The organism is Frankia sp. CcI49 (assembly GCF_001983215.1).
GTDB lineage: Bacteria > Actinomycetota > Actinomycetes > Frankiales > Frankiaceae > Parafrankia > Parafrankia irregularis.
Map to the genome: position 1 here is coordinate 234,378 of NZ_MOWP01000004.1, position 18,386 is coordinate 252,763.

Below are 18,386 nucleotides of genomic sequence, written 5' to 3' on the forward strand. Positions count from 1 at the left end.
GTGCAGGTACGTCAGGTTCGGTTCAGTGCCCCACCCGGCCGGTGTCGTAGGCCCACATCGCGATCTCGACCCTGTTCCGGGCGCCGATCTTGGCCAGCAGGCTCGCGACGTGGGTCTTGGCGGTCGTCAAGCTGATGAACAGCTCCGCGCCGATCTCCGCGTTCGTGCGGCCGACAGCGACCAGTTTCAGCACCTCCTCCTCGCGTTGGGTGAGCGGCTCGATCGGTTGGGTACGGCGTTTCGATGAGGCCCCCGCGGCGAGGGTCGCCAGCAGCCTGCGGGTGATGTTCGGCGCGATCAGGRCATCGCCGACGGCAGCGGCATGGACAGCCTGCACCAGCAACTCCGGCCCGGCATCCTTGAGGAGAAATCCTCGGGCTCCGGCCCGAAGCGCGCCGTGGACGTACTCGTCCAGGTCGAACGTCGTGATCACCACCACCGCAATGGGGTCCGCGACGCCCCGCCCTGCGAGGAGCTCGGTCACCTCGATGCCGTCCAGCCCGGGCATCCGAATGTCGACCAGGCACACGTCGGGGCGGAGCCGATGCGCCAGCTCGACGGCGGTCTTGCCGTCGGCGGCCTGGCCGACGACCTCGATGTCGGTCTGGGCGTCAAGGATCATCGACAGGCCGGTGCGCACCAGATCCTGGTCGTCTGCCACCAGCACGCGCGTCGTCATAGGGGCAACTCCATCGGCAGCTCGGCGTCGACCGCCCACCCGCCCTCGGGTGTCGGCCCAGCGCGTAGCGTGCCGCCGAGCAGCTGCACGCGCTCGGTCATCCCCAGCAGCCCGAAACCGTGGGTCGCCGGCCGCGCCGGGTCGATCTGGCCGTCGTCGGTCACGCGGAGCCGCAGCCTTCCTGCACCCTCGACGACCCTGATCTCCACACGCGAGGCGTTTCGGGCGTGCCGCAGCGCGTTGGTCAGCGCCTCCTGCGCCATCCGGTACACGGCGGCGTCGACCTGGGGCCGAAGTACGGCCAGATCACCCGCCAACTCCACGTCGACGACGGGGTCCGGTTCGCGGCGGGCGAGGAGCATCAGGTCGGCGACGCCGGGCTGGGGACCGTACTCCGCCGGCGCTCCGTCGCGCAGCACCCGGACCATCGCTCGCATCTCCGCCAGCGTCCGCGACGCTTCCCCCTCGATGATCGCAAGCGCCTCGCGCGCCGCTTCAGGTCGCTTCGCGGCCATCATCATGCCAGCCTGCGCTTGCAGAGTGATCGCCGAGACGTGGTGGGCGACCGAGTCGTGCAGCTCGCGCGCGAGGCCGACGCGTTCCTGGCTGCGGACCTGGTCGAGTGCCCGGCGCCGACTCTCGGCGCGGTAGCGGAACGCCGCTCCGCTCGCTGCCGCCGCCGCCAGGACCGCCAACCCGCCGAAGAGCTCGGCTGGCCCGGTGTAGTCGGTCGCGATGCTGAACCCCGCGGCGACCGCAACCAGCAGCAGCCCGATCACGATCTGACGCCCTGAGCCCCAGCGGACCAGCGAGTAGACGAGCACCAGGATGTAGATCATCGTGTTCAGGCCCACACCTGAGGTCCCGCCCAGCCAGCTCGCCAGTCCCAACGCCATCCCGGTGCCGAAGCCCACCACGACGCAGACCAACGGGTGAGTACGCCGCCACAGCAGCACCGGCGCAAGTCCGACCGTCACGATCGTCACGACCGGCCGCCAGGTGACGTCCTCTCGTAGGGTTCCTTCGAGCAACGCCGCCACCATCACCACACCGACCAGCACCCGGTCGAGCCACACCCGTTCGGGCGTGTCCGCGGCGCGGGGCTCGTCCCAGAGCGAGCGCAGGCCGGCAGTGAACACACACCCAGCCTAGAGACAGCCCAGGCGTCGGAGATCCACCGAAAGAACGAGACGCCGCTCCCCCCAATGGCGCAGGCGGGTCCGGCCTCGACGCCGATGTGCCGGAAGGCCGGTCGCGGCGAGGCCCAGCGCGCCTGTCTGGTAAAAGTGCTGGCCCCGAGCGAACAACCGGGGCCGTGACGACAAGTTCGACGGACACCCCAGGAGCGTCCGTATCCGCGAAGACGTCCCGAAGCCGCGATCGCCGACTTCTACGCCGAACGCGTCTTCGGGCGCGACAGGATCGCCCTCCTGAGCGCCGAACTCGCGACCTGCGACGACCGCGCCGCGCGGGTGAACCCGACCGGCCAGGCCAAGACAATGATCAAGATTCCGGTGGCAGACCTCGACAAGGTTGCCCATCTGGCGGGAGTGACGGCCGCCGCCCCTGGGCCACACCCGGCAGCCACTGGGCATCCGGGGCGCATCCACGGCGCGTAGATGCTGTACGTACCCCGGGTGGGATTCGAACCCACACTGTCGGTGGTTTGAGCACCGTCTCTCTGCCGTTGGAGTACCGGGGCCGGCACGGAGGTCTCCGACGCGGGATGCGTAGCGGAACCTCTCGTGGACGACTCTAGCCGGGTAGGGTGCGATTCGACCGCCCGACCCGGTCAGATTACGGGCGGGAGGGGTCGGGGCCCGCGTTCGCCGCCTGTTCGTGGTGATCGTGGCCGGACAACTGCAGAGCCAGATCACCGTAGAACCCAGGAGTTCGACTCGATGAGCCAGCCTTCCTCGACGCCGCGTCGGGTCTTGATCGCTGAGGACGAAGCGTTGATCCGGCTGGATCTCCGGGAGATGCTCCAGGAGGAGGGCTACGAGGTCGTCGGCGAGGCCGGCGACGGTGAGACGGCGGTTGCCCTGGCCGGCAAGCTGCGCCCTGACCTGGTGATCCTGGACGTCAAGATGCCGAAGATGGACGGTATCGACGCCGGTGCGAAGATCGCCAAGGATCGGATCGCCCCGGTGGTGATCCTCACCGCGTTCAGCCAGCGGGAGCTGGTCGAGCGGGCCCGCGAGGCGGGTGCCATGGCGTATGTGGTGAAGCCGTTCCAGAAGAAGGACCTGCTGCCGACCATCGAGATGGCGATGAGCCGGTTCACCGAGATCGTCAGCCTGGAGGCCGAGGTCGAGGACCTGCAGGGCCGCCTGGAGGCTCGCAAGATCATCGAGCGGGCGAAGGGTGTGCTGCAGACCGAGCACTCGATGACGGAGCCGGATGCGTTCCGTTGGATCCAGCGGACGTCGATGAACCAGCGCCGGACGATGCGGGCCGTCGCGGAGGCGGTTCTGTCGGGTGAGGCGCTGCCGGGCTCGTGACCCGGGACGACCCCGAGGATGTGGCCGCCAGCCCGGGCAGTCCCCGGGCGCCGCGGCACGGCGAGGACCCGGCATCTGAAGACCTTCAGGTGCCGGGCAACGTCCGGAAACCTGACGACGTCCAGGCGCCGGATGAGAATCAGGCGTCGGACGAGTTGCAGGCGCCGGATGACGTCCAGTCGTCGGGGGAGCGGGGTGCTCCGCCGGTCGGGCGTGCCCGGCTGATCGCCGGTGCCGTCATGGCGGCGGCTCGCGCGGTTCGGCGCTGGGTTGGCCGCTCGGCGCGGACCGGCCGTGGCCGGGTGCTGCTCGCGGCGGTCACGGCGGTGGCGCTGGCCATCCCGAGTGTGATCGGGTTTCTGCTGGTGTCGGCGGCGGATGACGGCGGCGGGGTCCCGGAGCGGGTCGCGTCGATCGGGGTGATGGCGCCGCTGTCCGGTGCGTCGGCGGATGCCGGGAGCAGCGTGCGCAACGCCGTCACGCTGGCGGTGGAGGAGGCCAACCGGGACGGTACCGTTCCCGGCTGGAAGCTGGAGGTCGTCGCGCACGACGATCTGTCCCGGCCTGATGGTGGCGCGGCTGGCGCCGACCTTTTTGCCGACAACGAGCGGATGATCGGTGTCGTCGGCCCGCTGAGCTCCAGTGTGGCGATGGTGTCGCTGGACAGGCTGGGCGAGGCCGGCCTGCCGGTGATCTCGCCGTCGAACGCGGAGCCGACGCTGACCGAGCGCCCGGAGGCTCCGGACGACCGCCCGTACCCGACCTATTTTCGGCTGAGCGGCACGGATGAGCAGCTCTCCGCCGTCGCGGCCGACTACGCGGTCCACACGCTGGGCCGGTCCAGGATCAGTGTGGTCGACGGCAGCCCCGACTACGGCATGATCACCCTTGCGGAGCGGTTCGCCCGGGACGCGCGGGAGGCGGGGGCGACGGTGCCGGCGGTGCACCGGGTGGAGGGCGGTTCGACCGACGACGACGAGATCGAGAAGACGGCGCGGGCCATCCGGGATGAGGCTCCGGACCTGGTGTACCTGGCCACGGGGGCCGCGTTCGCGGGGGAGCTGCGGCAGGCCTTCGCCGACGAGGGTGTGTCGGTGCAGGTGCTGGGCGCCGACGGGCTGCTCAGCCACGACTACGTCGAGCGCGCGCAGTCGCTCGCTGACGGTGATGTGATCACCGATCTTTCGGTTCCGGCGTCACAGCTGCCGTCCGCCGGTGCCTTCGTGGCGGCCTACACGAAGCGGTTCGGCGCGCCCGAGGGGCTGGACAATCTGCTGCCCGACGGCAGCAGCGCCGGATCTGCGTCGGAATCCGGTTCGACCGGCCAGAGCGGCGAGAACAGCCCGAGCGGCGAGAACAGCCCGAGCGGCGAGAACAGCCCGAGCGGCGAGAACAGCCAGAGCGGGCTGTCCGGCGGGTCGGAGACGGCGACGCCCCAGGGCAGGGTCCAGCCGAGTGCCGACACCCGTTCCAACCAGCGGCGCGGTGACGGCGCCGCCGGTGCGGCGGCGGATTCGTCAGGTTCCTCGGATCTGTCCGAGCAGGAGCGTGCGGTACAGCGTTCGCGGGACGCGGAGCTCGCGGTGCTGCGCGCGGACGCGATCCCGCCGGTGGCGGCGTACGCCTACGACGCCGCCCGCGCGCTCATCCGGGCCGCGGCGGCGGTGCTGCCGGGGCGCACGGAGGTGACCAAGGCCGCCCGGGCGGCCGTCGTCGACGCGATCGGGGCCGGTGAGTACGCCGGTGTCACCGGTCGGATCGCCTTCGACGCGCGGGGTGACCTGCGTAGTCCGCGGGTGGCCCTCTACTCGGTCCTGGCGGAGAGGTTCGTCCCGTTGCAGGTTGAAGCTGGTGATTGACGGTCCGAGGTCGGACGTCTGGTGGGGCAGGTGGGTAACACGTGAAGTCGCGACACGCTCACTTTGAGCTTTCGCGACTGAGGGTGAGCGACTAGTTTCCGCTCCGCGGAGCGCACCCGCGCGCCGTTGGAAGCAGCGGAAGGACGTTGCATGACGGCCACCCCACGGCCTCTTCGAACCAGACCCGCACGGACGGTGGCGCTGCGTCCGATGGCCGCCCTGGTCGCGGGTTTCGCCCTGGTCGGCGCGGCGCTGACCGCCTGCGGCGGCGACTCGGACGACGGCGGCAAGAAGGAATACCTGATCGGGTTCCAGGGCCCGCTGTCCGGCGACAGCCAGCAGCTCGGCATCAACGCCTACAACGGCGTCCTGACCGCCGTCGAGCAGCTGAACCAGGACAAGAGCCTTCCCTTCACGCTGCGCATCGTGGCCTCCGACGACCAGGGCCTGCCCGAGCAGGGTCCGACCGCCGCCCAGAAACTGATCGACAATCCCAAGCTGATGGCGGTCGTCGGCCCGGTGTTCTCCGGCCCGACGAAGTCCAGCGAGCCGCTCTACAGCCAGGCCGGACTGCTGTCGGTGAGCCCGTCGGCGACGAACCCGGCCCTCACCGATCTCGGTTTCACCAGCTTCTACCGGGTGATCGCCCCGGACACGGTGCAGGGTGCCGCCGCGGCCGAGTTCCTGGCCAAGGTCGTCAAGGCCAAGCGGGTCTACTCCCTCGACGACCGCAGCGAGTACGGGACGGGCCTGTCCGGCGCCATCGAGCGTGGCCTGGAGCAGGCCGACGTCCCGTTCACCCACGACGGGATCAACCCGACGAAGGACTACACCTCGCAGGCCACGAAGATCATGGCCGACGGTGCGGACGCCGTCTACTACTCGGGGTACTACCCGGAGTACGCGCTGCTGACGAAGGCGCTGCGCGGCAAGGGATACGACGGCGCGATCCTCAGCGGTGACGGGTCGAACGACGACCAGTTCATCCGCCAGGCCGGGACGGCGAACGCCGAGGGCGCACTCATCACCTGCCCGTGCTCGGACGCGAACACCGACCCGTCCGCCGCCGCCTTCGTCGCCGAGTACAAGAAGGTCAACAGCGGTCTGAAGCCGGGGACCTACTCGGGTGAGGCCTACGACGCCACCAACGCGATCGCTTCCGTGCTGCGCAAGCTCGGCACCGACGCGAACCGTGAGTCGGTCCGGACGGCGTTCGGGTCGGTGGACATGCCCGGCGTCACGAAGCGGATCAAGTTCGAGCGCAACGGTGACGTCCAGGGCTCGACCGTGTACGTCTACCAGGTGAAGGACGGCCAGCGGACGGTGCTCGGGCCGGTCAGCTCGCTCATCAAGCCGTGATCCTTCCCGATGCCAGCCCAGGTCCAGACCCGGCTCCGGGTCTGGACCTGGGCTTCGGCCCGGTTCCGGGCTCCAGGGGGCCTCGTGGGCTCGGCTGAGCAGATCAGCCAGCTGGCCGTCGACGGGCTGATGGTCGGCGCGCTCTACGCGGTGATCGCCCTCGGCTACACGCTGGTGTACGGAGTCCTCCAGCTCATCAACTTCGCGCACAGCGAGGTCTTCATGCTCGGGGCGTTCGGCGGGCTGTTCGCGTGCCGGGCGCTGGTGCCCGGTGACGGTGCGACCCCGGCCGGCCTGGCCGCCGCCGGGCTCGTCCTCGTCGGGCTCGTGGCGGGTGCGGCCGCCGGTGGCGCGGCCGCGTACACCCTGGAGCGGTGCGCGTACCGCCCGCTGCGCCGGCGCGGAGCCCCGCGGCTGGCCTACCTGATCAGCGCGATCGGGGCGTCCCTGTTCGCGTTCAACCTGGCGGGCAAGGAGTTCGGGCGGCAGAGCGTGCCCGTCCCCGACCTGTTCGCCAACCGCACGGTGGTGACCGTCCTCGGGGCGGAGATCTCGACCCAGTCGCTGGTCATCGCCGCGACGGCGCTGCTGATGCTGCTCGCGGTCGACCACCTGGTGGCCGGCACCCGCCTCGGGCTGTCCATCCGCGCCGTGGCCCAGGACGCCGAATGCGCCGGACTGATGGGCGTGGACGTCCAACGGGTCATCGTCGTGACGTTCGTGCTCGGCGGCCTGCTCGCGGGTGCCGGCGGCTTCCTCTACGCGATGACCTTCAACGCCTCGTACACGATGGGGTTCGTCCCCGGCATCAAGGCGTTCACCGCGGCGGTGCTCGGCGGCATCGGGAACGTGCGCGGCGCGGTGCTCGGCGGGCTGCTGCTCGGCCTGGTCGAGAGCTTCGGCGGGTACCTGTTCGACGCCTCCTACAAGAACGTCATCGCGTTCACCGTGCTCGTCGGCGTGCTCCTGGTACGGCCGTCCGGCCTGCTCGGGACCCGCCTGGGCCGGCCCGCGTGAGCGGTCGGCTGCGCAGCCTGCGGACCGCCGGCCTGCTCGCCGCGCTGGCGGCGGTGATGACGGGGCCGACGGGTGACGCGGACCATCCACTCGCCGGGATCCGCGGGTCCCTCGCGTTCCCGCGGGTGCTGTTCTTCGCCGCCGCGGCGCTGGTGCTGTGGGCGGCACTGCTGGGCCGCGACCGGCTGCGCGCCCAGACCCGCACGCTGCATGCGACGGCCCTCGGCCGGCTGGCGGGTCTCACCGGTGCCACTGCCGGTGTCGGTGCCGACGGTGGCGGTGGCGGTGGTGCTGGCGCCGCCGCCCGGTCCGGCGCGACCTGGTTGTCCGGGCGGCGCGGGGCGGTGCTCGGCCACGCCGCGTTGCTCGCGGTGGCCCTGGCGGTTCCGCCGGTGCTGCCGACCGCCGCGCAGCAGGCCCTGGTGAGCGAGATCGGCATCTACGCGCTGCTGGCGCTGGGCCTCAACGTCGTCGTCGGCTACGCCGGGCTGCTCGACCTCGGCTACATCGCGTTCTTCGCGATCGGTGCCTACACGACCGCCTACCTGACCTCGGCCGACGCGATGCCCTGGCATGCGCCCTGGCAGCTCAACCCGTTCTTCGTGCTGCCCATCGCCCTGCTGGTGGCGGCGGTCGCCGGGGTCGTCCTCGGCGGCCCGACGCTGCGCCTGCGCGGGGACTACCTGGCCATCGTGACCCTGGGGTTCGGGGAGATCGTCCAGTTGCTGGCGAACAACGCCGACGGTGTCACCGGCGGGCCCCGGGGCGTCTTCGGCCTGCCGCCGCTGTCGGTGGATCTGCCCGGGGTCCGCTACTCCTGGGGCCTGGACCCGCTGCCGTACTACTACCTGCTGGTCGCCCTGATCGTGCTGGTGATGGTGGTGTTCGGGCGCTGGGAACGCTCGCGGACGGGACGGGCCTGGACGGCGATCCGCCAGGACGAGGTCGCCGCCGAGGCGACCGGCGTGGCGACCATGCGGATGAAGCTGCTGGCGTTCGCGGTGGGAGCGTCCGTGTCGGGCTTCGCCGGGGTGGTGGTCGCGACCAAGCAGTTCTTCAACCCGCAGTCCTTCGGCCTGCAGGCCTCGCTGCTCGTGCTCACCATCGTGATCTTCGGTGGGATGGGCTCCCGGCTCGGGGTGGTGCTCGGCGCGCTGGTCCTGCAGGGAACCGCCTTCCTGCTGCGGGACACGGTGCCGCCGGCCGACCGCTTCATCTACTTCGGCGCCGTGGTGGTGCTGATGATGATCTTCCGGCCGGAGGGGCTGCTCCCACCGCGTGCGCATCGGCCCCGCGGCTCCGGGCTGTCCCGCGAGGAGCCCGTCGAGTCCGCCAGGTCCGTCGATTCCGTCGATTCCGCCGGGGCCGCCGGGACGTCCCGTGGCGCGGCCGACCAGACGTCGCCGGAGGTGGTCTCTTGAGCGGCGCGACGGTTCCGCGGCCACTTCCGGCGCCGATCTCGCGGGCGATTCCGCAGCCGCGGCCGTCGGCGGCCGACCCGATCCTCGACGTGCGGGACGTCACCCTGCGCTTCGGTGGGCTGACCAGCCTCGACGGGGTCTCCCTGCGGCACGGCCGGGGAAGCGTCCTCGCTGTCATCGGCCCGAACGGGGCCGGCAAGACATCCCTGTTCAACTGCCTCACCGGTGCCTACCGGCCGCAGCAGGGCAGCGCACGGTTCTGGCCGACGGCCCCGACGGCCCCGACGGCCCCGGCAAGCCCCGCAACTCAGGCGGGCGCTTCGGCCCTGGTGGGTGTGGGGGAACGCGGCGTCGAGCTCGTCGGCCGGTCCCCGCACCGGGTCACGCGGCTCGGCATCGCGCGGACGTTCCAGAACATCCGGCTCTTCCCCGAGATGTCGGCGGTCGAGAACGTGCAGGTCGGTGTGGAGGTCAGGGCCCGCGCGGGCGCGCTGCGCGGGCTGGTGCCGACCAGGGCCGTGCGGCGGGAGGAACGCGAGATCCTCGAGCGCAGCCATCTCCTGCTGGACTTCGTCGGGCTTCGGCACCGGGTGCGGTGGCCGGCCGGCAGCCTGGCCTACGGGGAGCAGCGGCGGCTGGAGATCGCGCGGGCGCTGGGCACGAGCCCGGCCCTGCTCCTGCTGGACGAGCCGGCCGCCGGCGCCACCGCGTCGGAGCGGCGCGACCTGGTGGCGCTGATTCGGGCCATCGTCGACCAGGGTGTCTCCGTGTTGCTCATCGAGCATGACATCCGACTGGTGGCCGCGGTGGCCCGCTCGATCGTCGTGCTCAACTTCGGCCGGGTGATCGCCACCGGGTCGCCGGAGCAGATCAGGTCCGACCCCGCGGTGATCGAGGCCTACCTCGGCGACCCCGACGACCGGGCCGACGACCGGGCCGACGACCGGGCCGACGACCGGGCCGACGACCGGGCCGACGACCGGGCCGACGACCGGGCCGCCGGCCAGGCCGGCGATGGGACCGACGGCAGTGAGGGCCGACGATGACCGCCGCGACGACTCCGGCCAGGACCACCGACGGCCTCCATGACGTCCCGCTGCTCGACGTGCGGGACGTCGAGGTCGCCTACGGGGCGGTCACCGCCGTTCGCGGGATCTCGCTGCGGGTCCGCTCCGGCGAGGTGGTGGCCCTGCTGGGCGCGAACGGCGCCGGGAAGACCACGACCCTGCGGATGATCTCCGGGCTGCTGGCACCTGTGCGCGGATCGGTCTGGTTCAACGGCGCGCCGCTCGCCGGCGGACCTCAATCCAGCCCCAGCCCCAGCCTCGGCCCCAACGCTGGCCCCGGCCTCAGCCCCGGCCCCAGCCGCAACCCCGGGCGCGGCCCCGGCCTTCACCGCAGACCTCGCCGCGGGCCTCGTGGCAGCGGTCGCCCCGGCTCCGCCGAGCCGGTCCCGGGGCGTGACTCGGGGGAGAACCTGCCGGTGCATCGGGTCGCGGCGCTCGGTATCAGCCACGTCCCGGAGGGCCGGCGGATCTTTCCGGCCATGTCGGTCGCCGAGAACCTGACGCTGGGGAGCTTCCTCGACGCCCGCCGCTCGCGCGAGAGCACGCGCCGTGAGCTGGAGCGGGTGCACACGCTGTTTCCCCGGCTCGCGGAACGGTCCAGGCAGCCGGCGGGAACCCTCTCCGGTGGGGAGCAGCAGATGCTGGCGATCGGCCGTGCGCTGATGGCGCGCCCTCGCCTCATCCTGCTGGACGAGCCGTCGCTCGGCCTGGCCCCGAAGCTGGTCGCGACGATCTTCGCGGTGATCAGGGAGATCAACGCGGACGGTGTGACCGTTCTGCTGGTGGAGCAGAACGCGGCGGCCGCGCTTCGGATAGCCCATCGGGGCTATGTCCTCGACACCGGGAGCGTGGTGCTGGAGGGCACCGCCGCGGATCTCGCGCGTGATCCCCGGGTGCGTGACGCCTACCTGGGCGGCAGCCACGAGGCGGAGCAGGCCGCGCCGGAGTGGACGGTGTCGGAGGAGGTGCCGGAAGAAGAGGAGGGGCCGGAAGATGAAGTGGGGAAGAGACTTGCGGCGGAGACTGGTGCGGTGGAACTGGATGTGGAGGAGTCAGCCGGCTGACTCTGGCGGATGCCCGGGAAGGACTTTGGTGCCGTCCGAACCTTCCCCGTGCCCGGCGTTTTCTACTCGGCCGCCCCGGGCTCCCACCTGGGACGAAAGTAGCAGCACGGCCGGGCGGGCGGAACGCCGCGGGTGTGCCGAGGTGGCCTGAGTGTTCTGACGCAGCTGTTCTCGCCGGGAAGGCGGGGCACTGTCCGGGATCAGCGCGGGCGCCATCCGGGAACCGGGCGGGTGCTACCCGGGAACCGAGCCGGAACCGGGCGGGCGGTCCCGGAGCATGCAGGTCAGCCTGCAGGTGCACACCGGCCGGCCGGCCTCGTCGGTGATCCGGATGTCATAGGTGGCCAGGGTCGATCCCGCGTGGATCCGGGTGGCGACCGCGGTCACCGTCCCGTCGGTGGCCGCGCGGTGATGCGTCGCGTTGATCTCGATGCCGACGGCGATCCGGCCGGGCTGGGCGGAGAGCATCGAGGCGACCGAGCCGACCGTCTCCGCGAGGACCACGGAGGCGCCCCCGTGCAGCAGGCCGTAGGGCTGGCGGTTGCCGGCGACCGGCATCGTGGCGGACACGCGCTGCGCGCTGACCTCCGTGAGCACGATCCCCATGCGCTCGGCGAGCTCGCCCCGATGCTCGTTGAACGCCTTGAGCAGCTCGTCAGGATTCGTCGGCGGTGTGGGCACGCCCTGAACCCTAGTGCCGTGGCGGCGGCCGCGGGCAGGCCGGGGCGGGCGTAGCCGGGCGAACCTCGCCGGACGCCGCACTCGCCACCTGCCGGACGTCCGCGGACCTGTCGTACCCACGTCCTAGACTCGCCGCGTGCCTGCGACTACTTCGTCCCCGTCCGCCGCGTCCCCGGCTACCGTGGCGGATCGTCCCCGGCTGTTGCTGCTGGACGGGCATTCGCTGGCCTATCGCGCCTTCTTCGCGCTGCCGGTGGAGAACTTCTCGACGAGCACCGGCCAGCCGACCAACGCCGTCTACGGCTTCACCTCGATGCTGATCAACGCCCTGCGGGACGAGAAGCCCACCCACGTCGCCGTCGCGTGGGACCTGCCGACGCCGACGTTCCGCCATACCCAGTACGCCGAGTACAAGGCCGGCCGGTCGGAGACCCCGGCGGACTTCGTCGGCCAGGTCGCGCTGATCCACCAGGTCTGCGAGGCCCTCGCCGTGCCCGGGGTGAGCGCCCCCGGCTACGAGGCCGACGATGTGATCGCCACCCTGGCCACCCAGGCGTCGGGCGAGGGGATGGACGTCCTGATCGTCACGGGCGACCGGGATGCGCTGCAGCTGGTCAACGAGCACGTGACCGTGCTGATGACCCGCAAGGGCATCAGCGACATGACCCGCTTCACGCCGGACGAGGTGCAGGCGAAGTACGGCCTGTCCCCGATCCAGTACCCCGACTTCGCGGCGCTGCGGGGTGACCCGTCCGACAACCTTCCCTCGGTGCCGGGGGTGGGGGAGAAGACCGCCACCAAGTGGATCCAGCAGTTCGGCTCGCTGGCCGACCTGGTCGACCGGGCCGACGAGATCGGCGGCAAGACCGGGGCCTCGCTGCGGGCGAACCTCGCGAACGTCATCCGCAACCGGTCGTTGACGGAGCTGGCGCGCGAGGTGCCGCTGGAGCTCGGGCCGGCCGACCTGCGCCTGCACCCGTGGGACAGGGAGGCCGTCCACCAGCTCTTCGACACGTTGCAGTTCCGGGTGCTGCGGGAGCGGCTGTACGCCGCGCTGGCGGTGGCGCCCCCCAGCGCCGACGAGGGCTTCGAGGTCGACCTGGCCATGCTCGGGCCGGACGAGGTCGCCGGCTGGCTCGCCGCGCACGCCGCCGGCCCCGGCCGGACAGGCCTGCACCTACGTGGCTCCTGGGGCCGTGGCACAGGTGTGATCACCGCGCTGGCGCTGGCCGCCGCCGACGGCGCCGCGGCCTGGATCGACCCGACCGCGCTGACCGCGGCGGACTCCGCGGCCCTGGGCGGCTGGCTCGCCGACCTGGACCGGGCCAAGGCCGGGCACGACCTCAAGGGCCCGATGCTGGCGCTCGCCGAGGCCGGTTTCACTCTCGCCGGCGTCACCAGCGACACCGCGCTCGCGGCCTACCTGGCCCTGCCCGGCCAGCGCTCCTTCGACCTGGCCGATCTGACACTGCGCTACCTGCACCGCGAGCTCAAGTCGGACACGGAGACGAACGGCCAGCTCACCCTGGACGGTTCCGGCGAGGCGGACGAGGCCGAGGCGGACGCGATCCGCGCCCGCGCCGCGCTCGAGCTGGCCGCCGCGCTCGACGGTGACCTGGAGCGCCGCTCGGCGGCCCGGCTGCTGCGGGAGATGGAGCTCCCGCTGGTGCACGTGCTCGCCCGGATGGAGCGCGCGGGCATCGCGGCCGACGAGGAGCACCTCACCGAGCTGCAGAAGCACTACAGCGCCGAGGTGGCGGACGTCGCCGGGCAGGCACACGGCCTCGTCGGGCGGTCGTTCAACCTCGGCTCGCCCAAGCAGCTCCAGCAGATCCTGTTCGACGAGCTGGCCCTGCCCAAGACCAAGAAGATCAAGACGGGCTACACCACGGACGCGGACGCGCTGGCGTGGCTGGCGACCCAGTCCGACCACCCGCTGATCCCCGTGCTGCTGCACCACCGGGACGTCGCCCGCCTCAAGACGGTCGTCGACTCGCTCATCCCGATGATCGACGACGCCGGCCGGATCCACACCACCTTCAACCAGATGATCGCCGCCACCGGCCGGCTGTCGTCCACCGATCCCAACCTGCAGAACATCCCGATCCGGACCCCGCAGGGCCGCCAGATCCGCCGCGCGTTCGTCGTCGGGCCGGGGTACGAGACGCTGCTGACGGCCGACTACTCGCAGATCGAGATGCGGCTGATGGCGCACCTGTCCGGCGACGCGGGGCTCATCGAGGCGTTCGCGTCCGGGGAGGACCTGCACACCTTCGTCGCCGCGCAGGCCTTCGACCTGCCGGTGTCGGAGGTCGACCCGGAGCTGCGGCGGCGCATCAAGGCGATGTCGTACGGCCTGGCCTACGGTCTGTCCGCGTTCGGGCTGGCCGGCCAGCTCGGTATCGCCCCGGACGAGGCCCGCGAGCACATGGACGCCTACTTCGCCCGGTTCGGCGGCGTCCGGGACTTCCTGCGCGGCGTCGTCGACCAGGCCCGGCGCGACGGCTACACCGAGACCATCATGGGGCGTCGCCGCTACCTGCCCGACCTGACGAGCGACAACACCCAGCGCCGGCAGATGGCCGAGCGGATGGCGCTGAACGCCCCGATCCAGGGGTCCGCCGCCGACATCATCAAGATCGCGATGTTGGGTGTCGACCGGGCGCTGCGCTCGCGGGACCTGCGCTCACGGCTGCTGCTGCAGGTCCATGACGAGCTCGTCCTGGAGATCGCGCCCGGCGAGCGGTCGGAGGTCGAGGCGCTGGTCCGCGCCGAGATGGGGGCCGCCTACGAGATGTCCGTGCCGCTGGAGGTGAGTGTCGGCTCCGGGCTCACCTGGGATGACGCCGGCCACTGACTCTGGCCGCTGGGCGCTGGCTGCCGGCGCCGCTGGGCGCTGACGCCCCCGCGTCCGGACGTCGGACGTCCGGTGGCCCGACGCGGGTCACCGAGGTGTCGGGGGCGTCGGGCGCGGGAATTCTCCAGGAGTGCCCAGCGGTCCGATCGTGGTTGACGGTCGCCGCCTGCTCGCGGTGCTCCTGGTCGGAATGGCCGGGTTTTTCCTGATCATCGTTTTCGTGCCGGCCTCTCCGGGCTATCTCCGGCCCGGAGCGCTCGCCGGTCTGGGGATCGCGCTGGCGAACCTCGCCATGATCCGGCACCTGGTCGAGGAGCGCGACGACCGGCAGTGGCTTCCTCTGATCTCCGCCATGTCGATGGCGGTCGGGCTCGGCCTGGCGGCGGCGGACGCCGATCCCCGCAGCGCGGGCGAGGTGTTTCTGCTGTGGTTCCCGTGGATCGCCAGCTTCGCCGGGCTGCTCCGGTTCCGGCTGGCTGTGGCACTGGGCGGGGCACTTGTCGCCTCGATGTTGCTCGCCGCCTGGGTCAATCCCGACCTGGCCAACCCACCCGCGATGCTGCTCACGGCGATGGTCAGCACGTTCGGCGGCTGCATGGTCATGTCCGGCCTCTTCCAGTGGGGCCGCCGGCAGGCCCATTCCGACCCGCTGACCTCGCTGGTGGCCCGCAGCGGGCTGGCCCACGTCGCCGACCCGCTGATCGCCGGTGCGCGTCAGCGGGGTGAGGAGGTCGCCTTCCTCCTGATCGACATCAACCGGTTCCGGGAGGTCAACGACGCACTCGGGCATGAGGGCGGGGACGAGCTGCTGCGCCAGTTCGCCCGTGCGCTGGCCCGGGTGAAGCCGTGCCCGTCGCTGATCGGCCGCCTGGGCAGCGACGAGTTCGCGCTGGTCATCACCGGCCCGCCGGGCGGCCCCACCGGTCCGGGTGGCCCAGGTGTCCCGGACGCCGCCGCCGGCTCGGGCGGCACGGACTCGGGCGGCCCCGGGGAGCCCGCCGGCCCGGCGGAGGATCAGGTGGGGGACCAGACCCGGGCGACGCAGCGCCGGGACCGCAATCTGCGCGATCTCGCCATGTCGGTGCTGAGCCAGCTGGAGGGCCCGTTCGACGTGCGGGGCACCAGCGTCGGCGTCGAGGCGAGCGTGGGGCTGGCGGTCGCGCCGCGGGACGGGGAGACGACCGCCGCGCTGCTCCCGTGCGCCGACGTCGCGCTGTCCCGGGCGAAGCGGGAGGGCGAACGGGTCGGGCTGTGGGACGTCGGCATCGCCGGGGTGCGTTCCTGGGAGATCTCGCTCTACACCGAGCTGCGCACGGCGATCGCCCGCGATGAGCTCATCGTCTTCTACCAGCCGCAGGCCGTCGCGACCGGGCGGATCGTCGGGGTCGAGGCGCTCGTCCGCTGGCGCCATCCGACCCGTGGCCTGCTGCCGCCCGGTGCGTTCCTGCCCATCGCGGAGCGCTCGGCGCTGATCGGTGCCATGACCCGGTGGGTGCTCGACGAGGCGCTGCGTCAGTGCGCGGTGTGGCGCGGCCAGGGGCTGCACGTGCCGGTCTCGGTGAACCTCTCTCCCCGCATGCTCGTCCTGGACGATCTTCCCGACCTGGTGACCGCGGCACTGGCCCGTCACCGGCTGCCACCCGACCTGCTGACCCTGGAGATCACCGAGAGCGCACTGGTCACTCAGCCCGGCCGGGCCGCGGCGATGCTGCGTGAACTGCGCAGCAAGGGCGTGAAGCTCTCACTGGACGACTTCGGCACCGGCTACAGCTCGATGGAGATGCTCAAGGCCCTGCCGTTCGACGAGGTCAAGATCGACAGAGGCTTCGTGGTGGACGTCCGCGGCAGTCTGCAGGACGCCGCGATCGTCCGGTCGGTGCTCGATCTGGGCCACCGCCTCGGCCTGCGGGTCGTCGGGGAGGGCGTCGAGGACGAGCGGACTCTGCGCCTGATGACCGAGCTCGGCTGCGACATCCTGCAGGGCGACGCGATCTCCCGGCCTCGGTCACCCGACGGCCTCGCGAGCCTGCTCGCCGACCGGGCGGCGAAGACGAATGAGGAACCCACCGACGCGGGCGAGGTGCCCAGCGATGGGTGGGCGTCGCGGGCCGACCTGCCACAGGGGCCCGACCTGCCACAGGGGCCCGACCTGCGACAGGGCCCCGATCTGCCACAGGGCCCCGACCGGGGTAAGCCCCCGGCGCCGAGCACCATGAGCGTCACCTTCACGGCGGAGCAGGCGAGCAGGTTCGGGGTCCCGGCTCCGCTGACCGAGCGGGAGTCCGCCCGGGTCGCCGCCGTGCGCCGCTACGACATCGTGTTCCGGCAGCGGGCCTACCCGCTGGACGACGTCGCGGCGCTCGCGACCGCGATGACCGGCTGTGACGTCGGCTCGGTCATCATGGTCGACACCGACTCGGAGGTCTACGTCGGCCGTTTCGGCCACGAGATGCCCGATGTCCCGGCCAGGGTCGGCATCGCCGCACACACCGTCGCGGCCGGCGAGATGATGGAGGTCCCGGACGCCACGCTGGACACCCGATTCGCGCACGGCACCCGTGCGTTCCGGGCACGGATCGTGCGCTTCCTCGCGGGCGTGCCCGTGCGGACGTCCGACGGCCATGCGATCGCCGCCATCACGATCAGTGATCGCATCCCGCGGCGGCTCAGCCCGGGGCAGCGGGAGGCGCTGGAGAGCATCGCGCGGCACACCATCGCGATGATGGACACCCGAAGGGAGTGCGCGCTGCTGGAGGCGGTCACCGACACCACCCGGGCGTTGGAGCAGCTTGACGACCGGGGAGACGTCCCGGCCGCGGTCTGGCTGCTCGCCGACGCGGTGCGTCACCTGACCGGCGCGGACGCGGCGACCGGGCTGGTCGCGGACCAGCCCGGCGCCGACTGGTTCACCGCCGTCGATTCCTCCACGGCTCCGGGGGTACGGGCCATCATCCGACCGGGGCAGAAGTTCGGTCGCCTGGAGCAGACCGCCATCGGGGCCGTGCTGCGGACCCGCCGCCCGCTGTTCGTGCCCGACGCGCTCTCCTACGCTGGATTCAACGCCGAGACAGCCCGAGCCGAGAAGATCGCCTCGGTGCTCATCGTCCCGCTGCCAGGCCCTGGCGGGGTGGTCGGTGCGTTGTGCCTGCGCTGGTCCAGGCCGTATCCCGTGATCGACCCGGCGCTCGACAAGGCGATCGGGCTGCTGACGGGGCAGGCCGGCCACGGGATCGGTCGCCTGCTCACCGCCGGGCGCCCCGGCCCCGGGCACCGGACTGACAACACCACCGGTCTCGCCACCAGATCGGCCTTTCTGAGCGAGCTCGGCCACTGCCCGTCCGGCACCGCGGTCTGCCTCGTCGACGTGCCCGGCGAGGCCGGTGAGCCTGGAGAGGCCGGCGGGGGAGAGGCCGGCGAGGCCGGAGAGTTCGGCGGGCCTGGAGTGGCCGGAGAGGCCGGCGGGCTCGGAGAGGCCGGCGGGCCTGCCGGCAACGGGCACTCGACGACGGCCCGGAGCCTTGGCCCGGACCAGCGACTCACCCGTTTCGCGCGTGATTTACGAGGCGTGGTGCAGGACCCGGTCCATTCCGCGCGCTGGGCGGAGCGGCAGTTCGTGCTGGCCGTTCCGGCTGGTGGCCGCGAAGGTGCCGAAACAGCCGTCGCGGCGCTGCGCCGGGCCTGGCGGCGGGAGTCGGCCGCTCCACTCGCCGTCGGGATCGCCGTCACCAGGAGCCAGGCACCGCTGAGCAGCGCGCTCGTGGATGCCGAGAACCAGGCCCTGGCGATGGCGGCGGCACGCGACTCGGCGGCAGACGGCAGCTCGGCTCCGGCCTCCTTCGTGGGTGTCTGACCGACACCCGCGAAGGCTGGTGGAGGACCGC

General features: G+C 72.0%; 12 protein-coding genes and 1 tRNA gene. 9 read left to right on the plus strand and 4 right to left on the minus strand.

The annotated features are described in order from the left end of the window. Nucleotides 1-22 precede the first annotated feature (22 nt). The 3 genes from CcI49_RS01765 to CcI49_RS01775 all read right to left on the minus strand — a co-directional run bounded on the left by CcI49_RS01765 (nucleotide 23) and on the right by CcI49_RS01775 (nucleotide 2,381). On the minus strand, nucleotides 23-679 hold the full coding sequence (locus CcI49_RS01765; RefSeq protein ID WP_076823826.1) for a response regulator transcription factor: 657 nt from the start codon (nucleotides 677-679) through the stop codon (nucleotides 23-25). Further along, on the minus strand, nucleotides 676-1,818 hold the full coding sequence (locus CcI49_RS01770) for a sensor histidine kinase (RefSeq protein WP_076823829.1): 1,143 nt from the start codon (nucleotides 1,816-1,818) through the stop codon (nucleotides 676-678). The genes CcI49_RS01765 and CcI49_RS01770 overlap by 4 nt, the downstream gene beginning before the upstream one ends. Nucleotides 1,819-2,308: 490 nt before the next feature. Then, nucleotides 2,309-2,381, minus strand: a tRNA-Leu gene (locus CcI49_RS01775). A gap of 199 nt (nucleotides 2,382-2,580) precedes the next feature. On the opposite strand from CcI49_RS01775, the gene CcI49_RS01780 reads away from it, so the two are divergent. The 7 genes from CcI49_RS01780 to CcI49_RS01810 all read left to right on the plus strand — a co-directional run bounded on the left by CcI49_RS01780 (nucleotide 2,581) and on the right by CcI49_RS01810 (nucleotide 10,967). Beyond that, a complete protein-coding gene (locus tag CcI49_RS01780; RefSeq protein WP_006541716.1) occupies nucleotides 2,581-3,180 on the plus strand; it encodes a response regulator in 600 nt (199 codons plus the stop codon). Continuing rightward, nucleotides 3,177-5,039, plus strand: coding sequence for a branched-chain amino acid ABC transporter substrate-binding protein (locus CcI49_RS01785; RefSeq protein ID WP_083749253.1), 1,863 nt, complete (start codon nucleotides 3,177-3,179; stop codon nucleotides 5,037-5,039). Before CcI49_RS01780 ends, CcI49_RS01785 begins: the two co-directional genes overlap by 4 nt. 210 nt (nucleotides 5,040-5,249) lie before the next feature. Further along, nucleotides 5,250-6,398: a branched-chain amino acid ABC transporter substrate-binding protein gene (locus tag CcI49_RS01790; protein WP_226932040.1), complete on the plus strand. Its 1,149-nt coding sequence runs from the start codon at nucleotides 5,250-5,252 to the stop codon at nucleotides 6,396-6,398. A gap of 84 nt (nucleotides 6,399-6,482) precedes the next feature. Beyond that, nucleotides 6,483-7,415 carry a branched-chain amino acid ABC transporter permease gene (locus CcI49_RS01795; protein WP_054566517.1) on the plus strand — a complete coding sequence of 311 codons (933 nt, stop codon included), beginning with the start codon at nucleotides 6,483-6,485 and terminating at the stop codon, nucleotides 7,413-7,415. 56 nt (nucleotides 7,416-7,471) lie between these two features. Beyond that, complete coding sequence (locus CcI49_RS01800) at nucleotides 7,472-8,836, plus strand: branched-chain amino acid ABC transporter permease (RefSeq protein WP_241839868.1); 1,365 nt, start codon at nucleotides 7,472-7,474, stop codon at nucleotides 8,834-8,836. Between the two features lie 35 nt (nucleotides 8,837-8,871). After that, nucleotides 8,872-9,882 (plus strand): ABC transporter ATP-binding protein, encoded by a 1,011-nt coding sequence (locus CcI49_RS01805; RefSeq protein ID WP_076824212.1) that lies wholly within the window; start codon nucleotides 8,872-8,874, stop codon nucleotides 9,880-9,882. Continuing rightward, the gene (locus tag CcI49_RS01810) at nucleotides 9,879-10,967 is read left to right on the plus strand and encodes an ABC transporter ATP-binding protein (protein WP_076823834.1); all 1,089 of its coding nucleotides are present in this window, start codon (nucleotides 9,879-9,881) and stop codon (nucleotides 10,965-10,967) included. The genes CcI49_RS01805 and CcI49_RS01810 overlap by 4 nt, the downstream gene beginning before the upstream one ends. A gap of 234 nt (nucleotides 10,968-11,201) precedes the next feature. Here CcI49_RS01810 and CcI49_RS01815 read toward each other — a convergent pair whose 3' ends face one another. After that, the gene (locus tag CcI49_RS01815; RefSeq protein WP_054565712.1) at nucleotides 11,202-11,648 is read right to left on the minus strand and encodes a hotdog fold thioesterase; all 447 of its coding nucleotides are present in this window, start codon (nucleotides 11,646-11,648) and stop codon (nucleotides 11,202-11,204) included. A gap of 136 nt (nucleotides 11,649-11,784) precedes the next feature. Here CcI49_RS01815 and polA point away from each other — a divergent pair, with 136 nt between their 5' ends. Then, entirely contained in the window at nucleotides 11,785-14,505 is a 2,721-nt protein-coding gene (gene polA / locus CcI49_RS01820) for a DNA polymerase I (protein ID WP_076823835.1), read from the plus strand. A 148-nt stretch (nucleotides 14,506-14,653) separates the two neighbouring features. Then, nucleotides 14,654-18,355, plus strand: a complete 3,702-nt coding sequence (locus tag CcI49_RS01825; protein WP_241839858.1) for an EAL domain-containing protein — start codon at nucleotides 14,654-14,656, stop codon at nucleotides 18,353-18,355. Nucleotides 18,356-18,386: the final 31 nt, after the last annotated feature.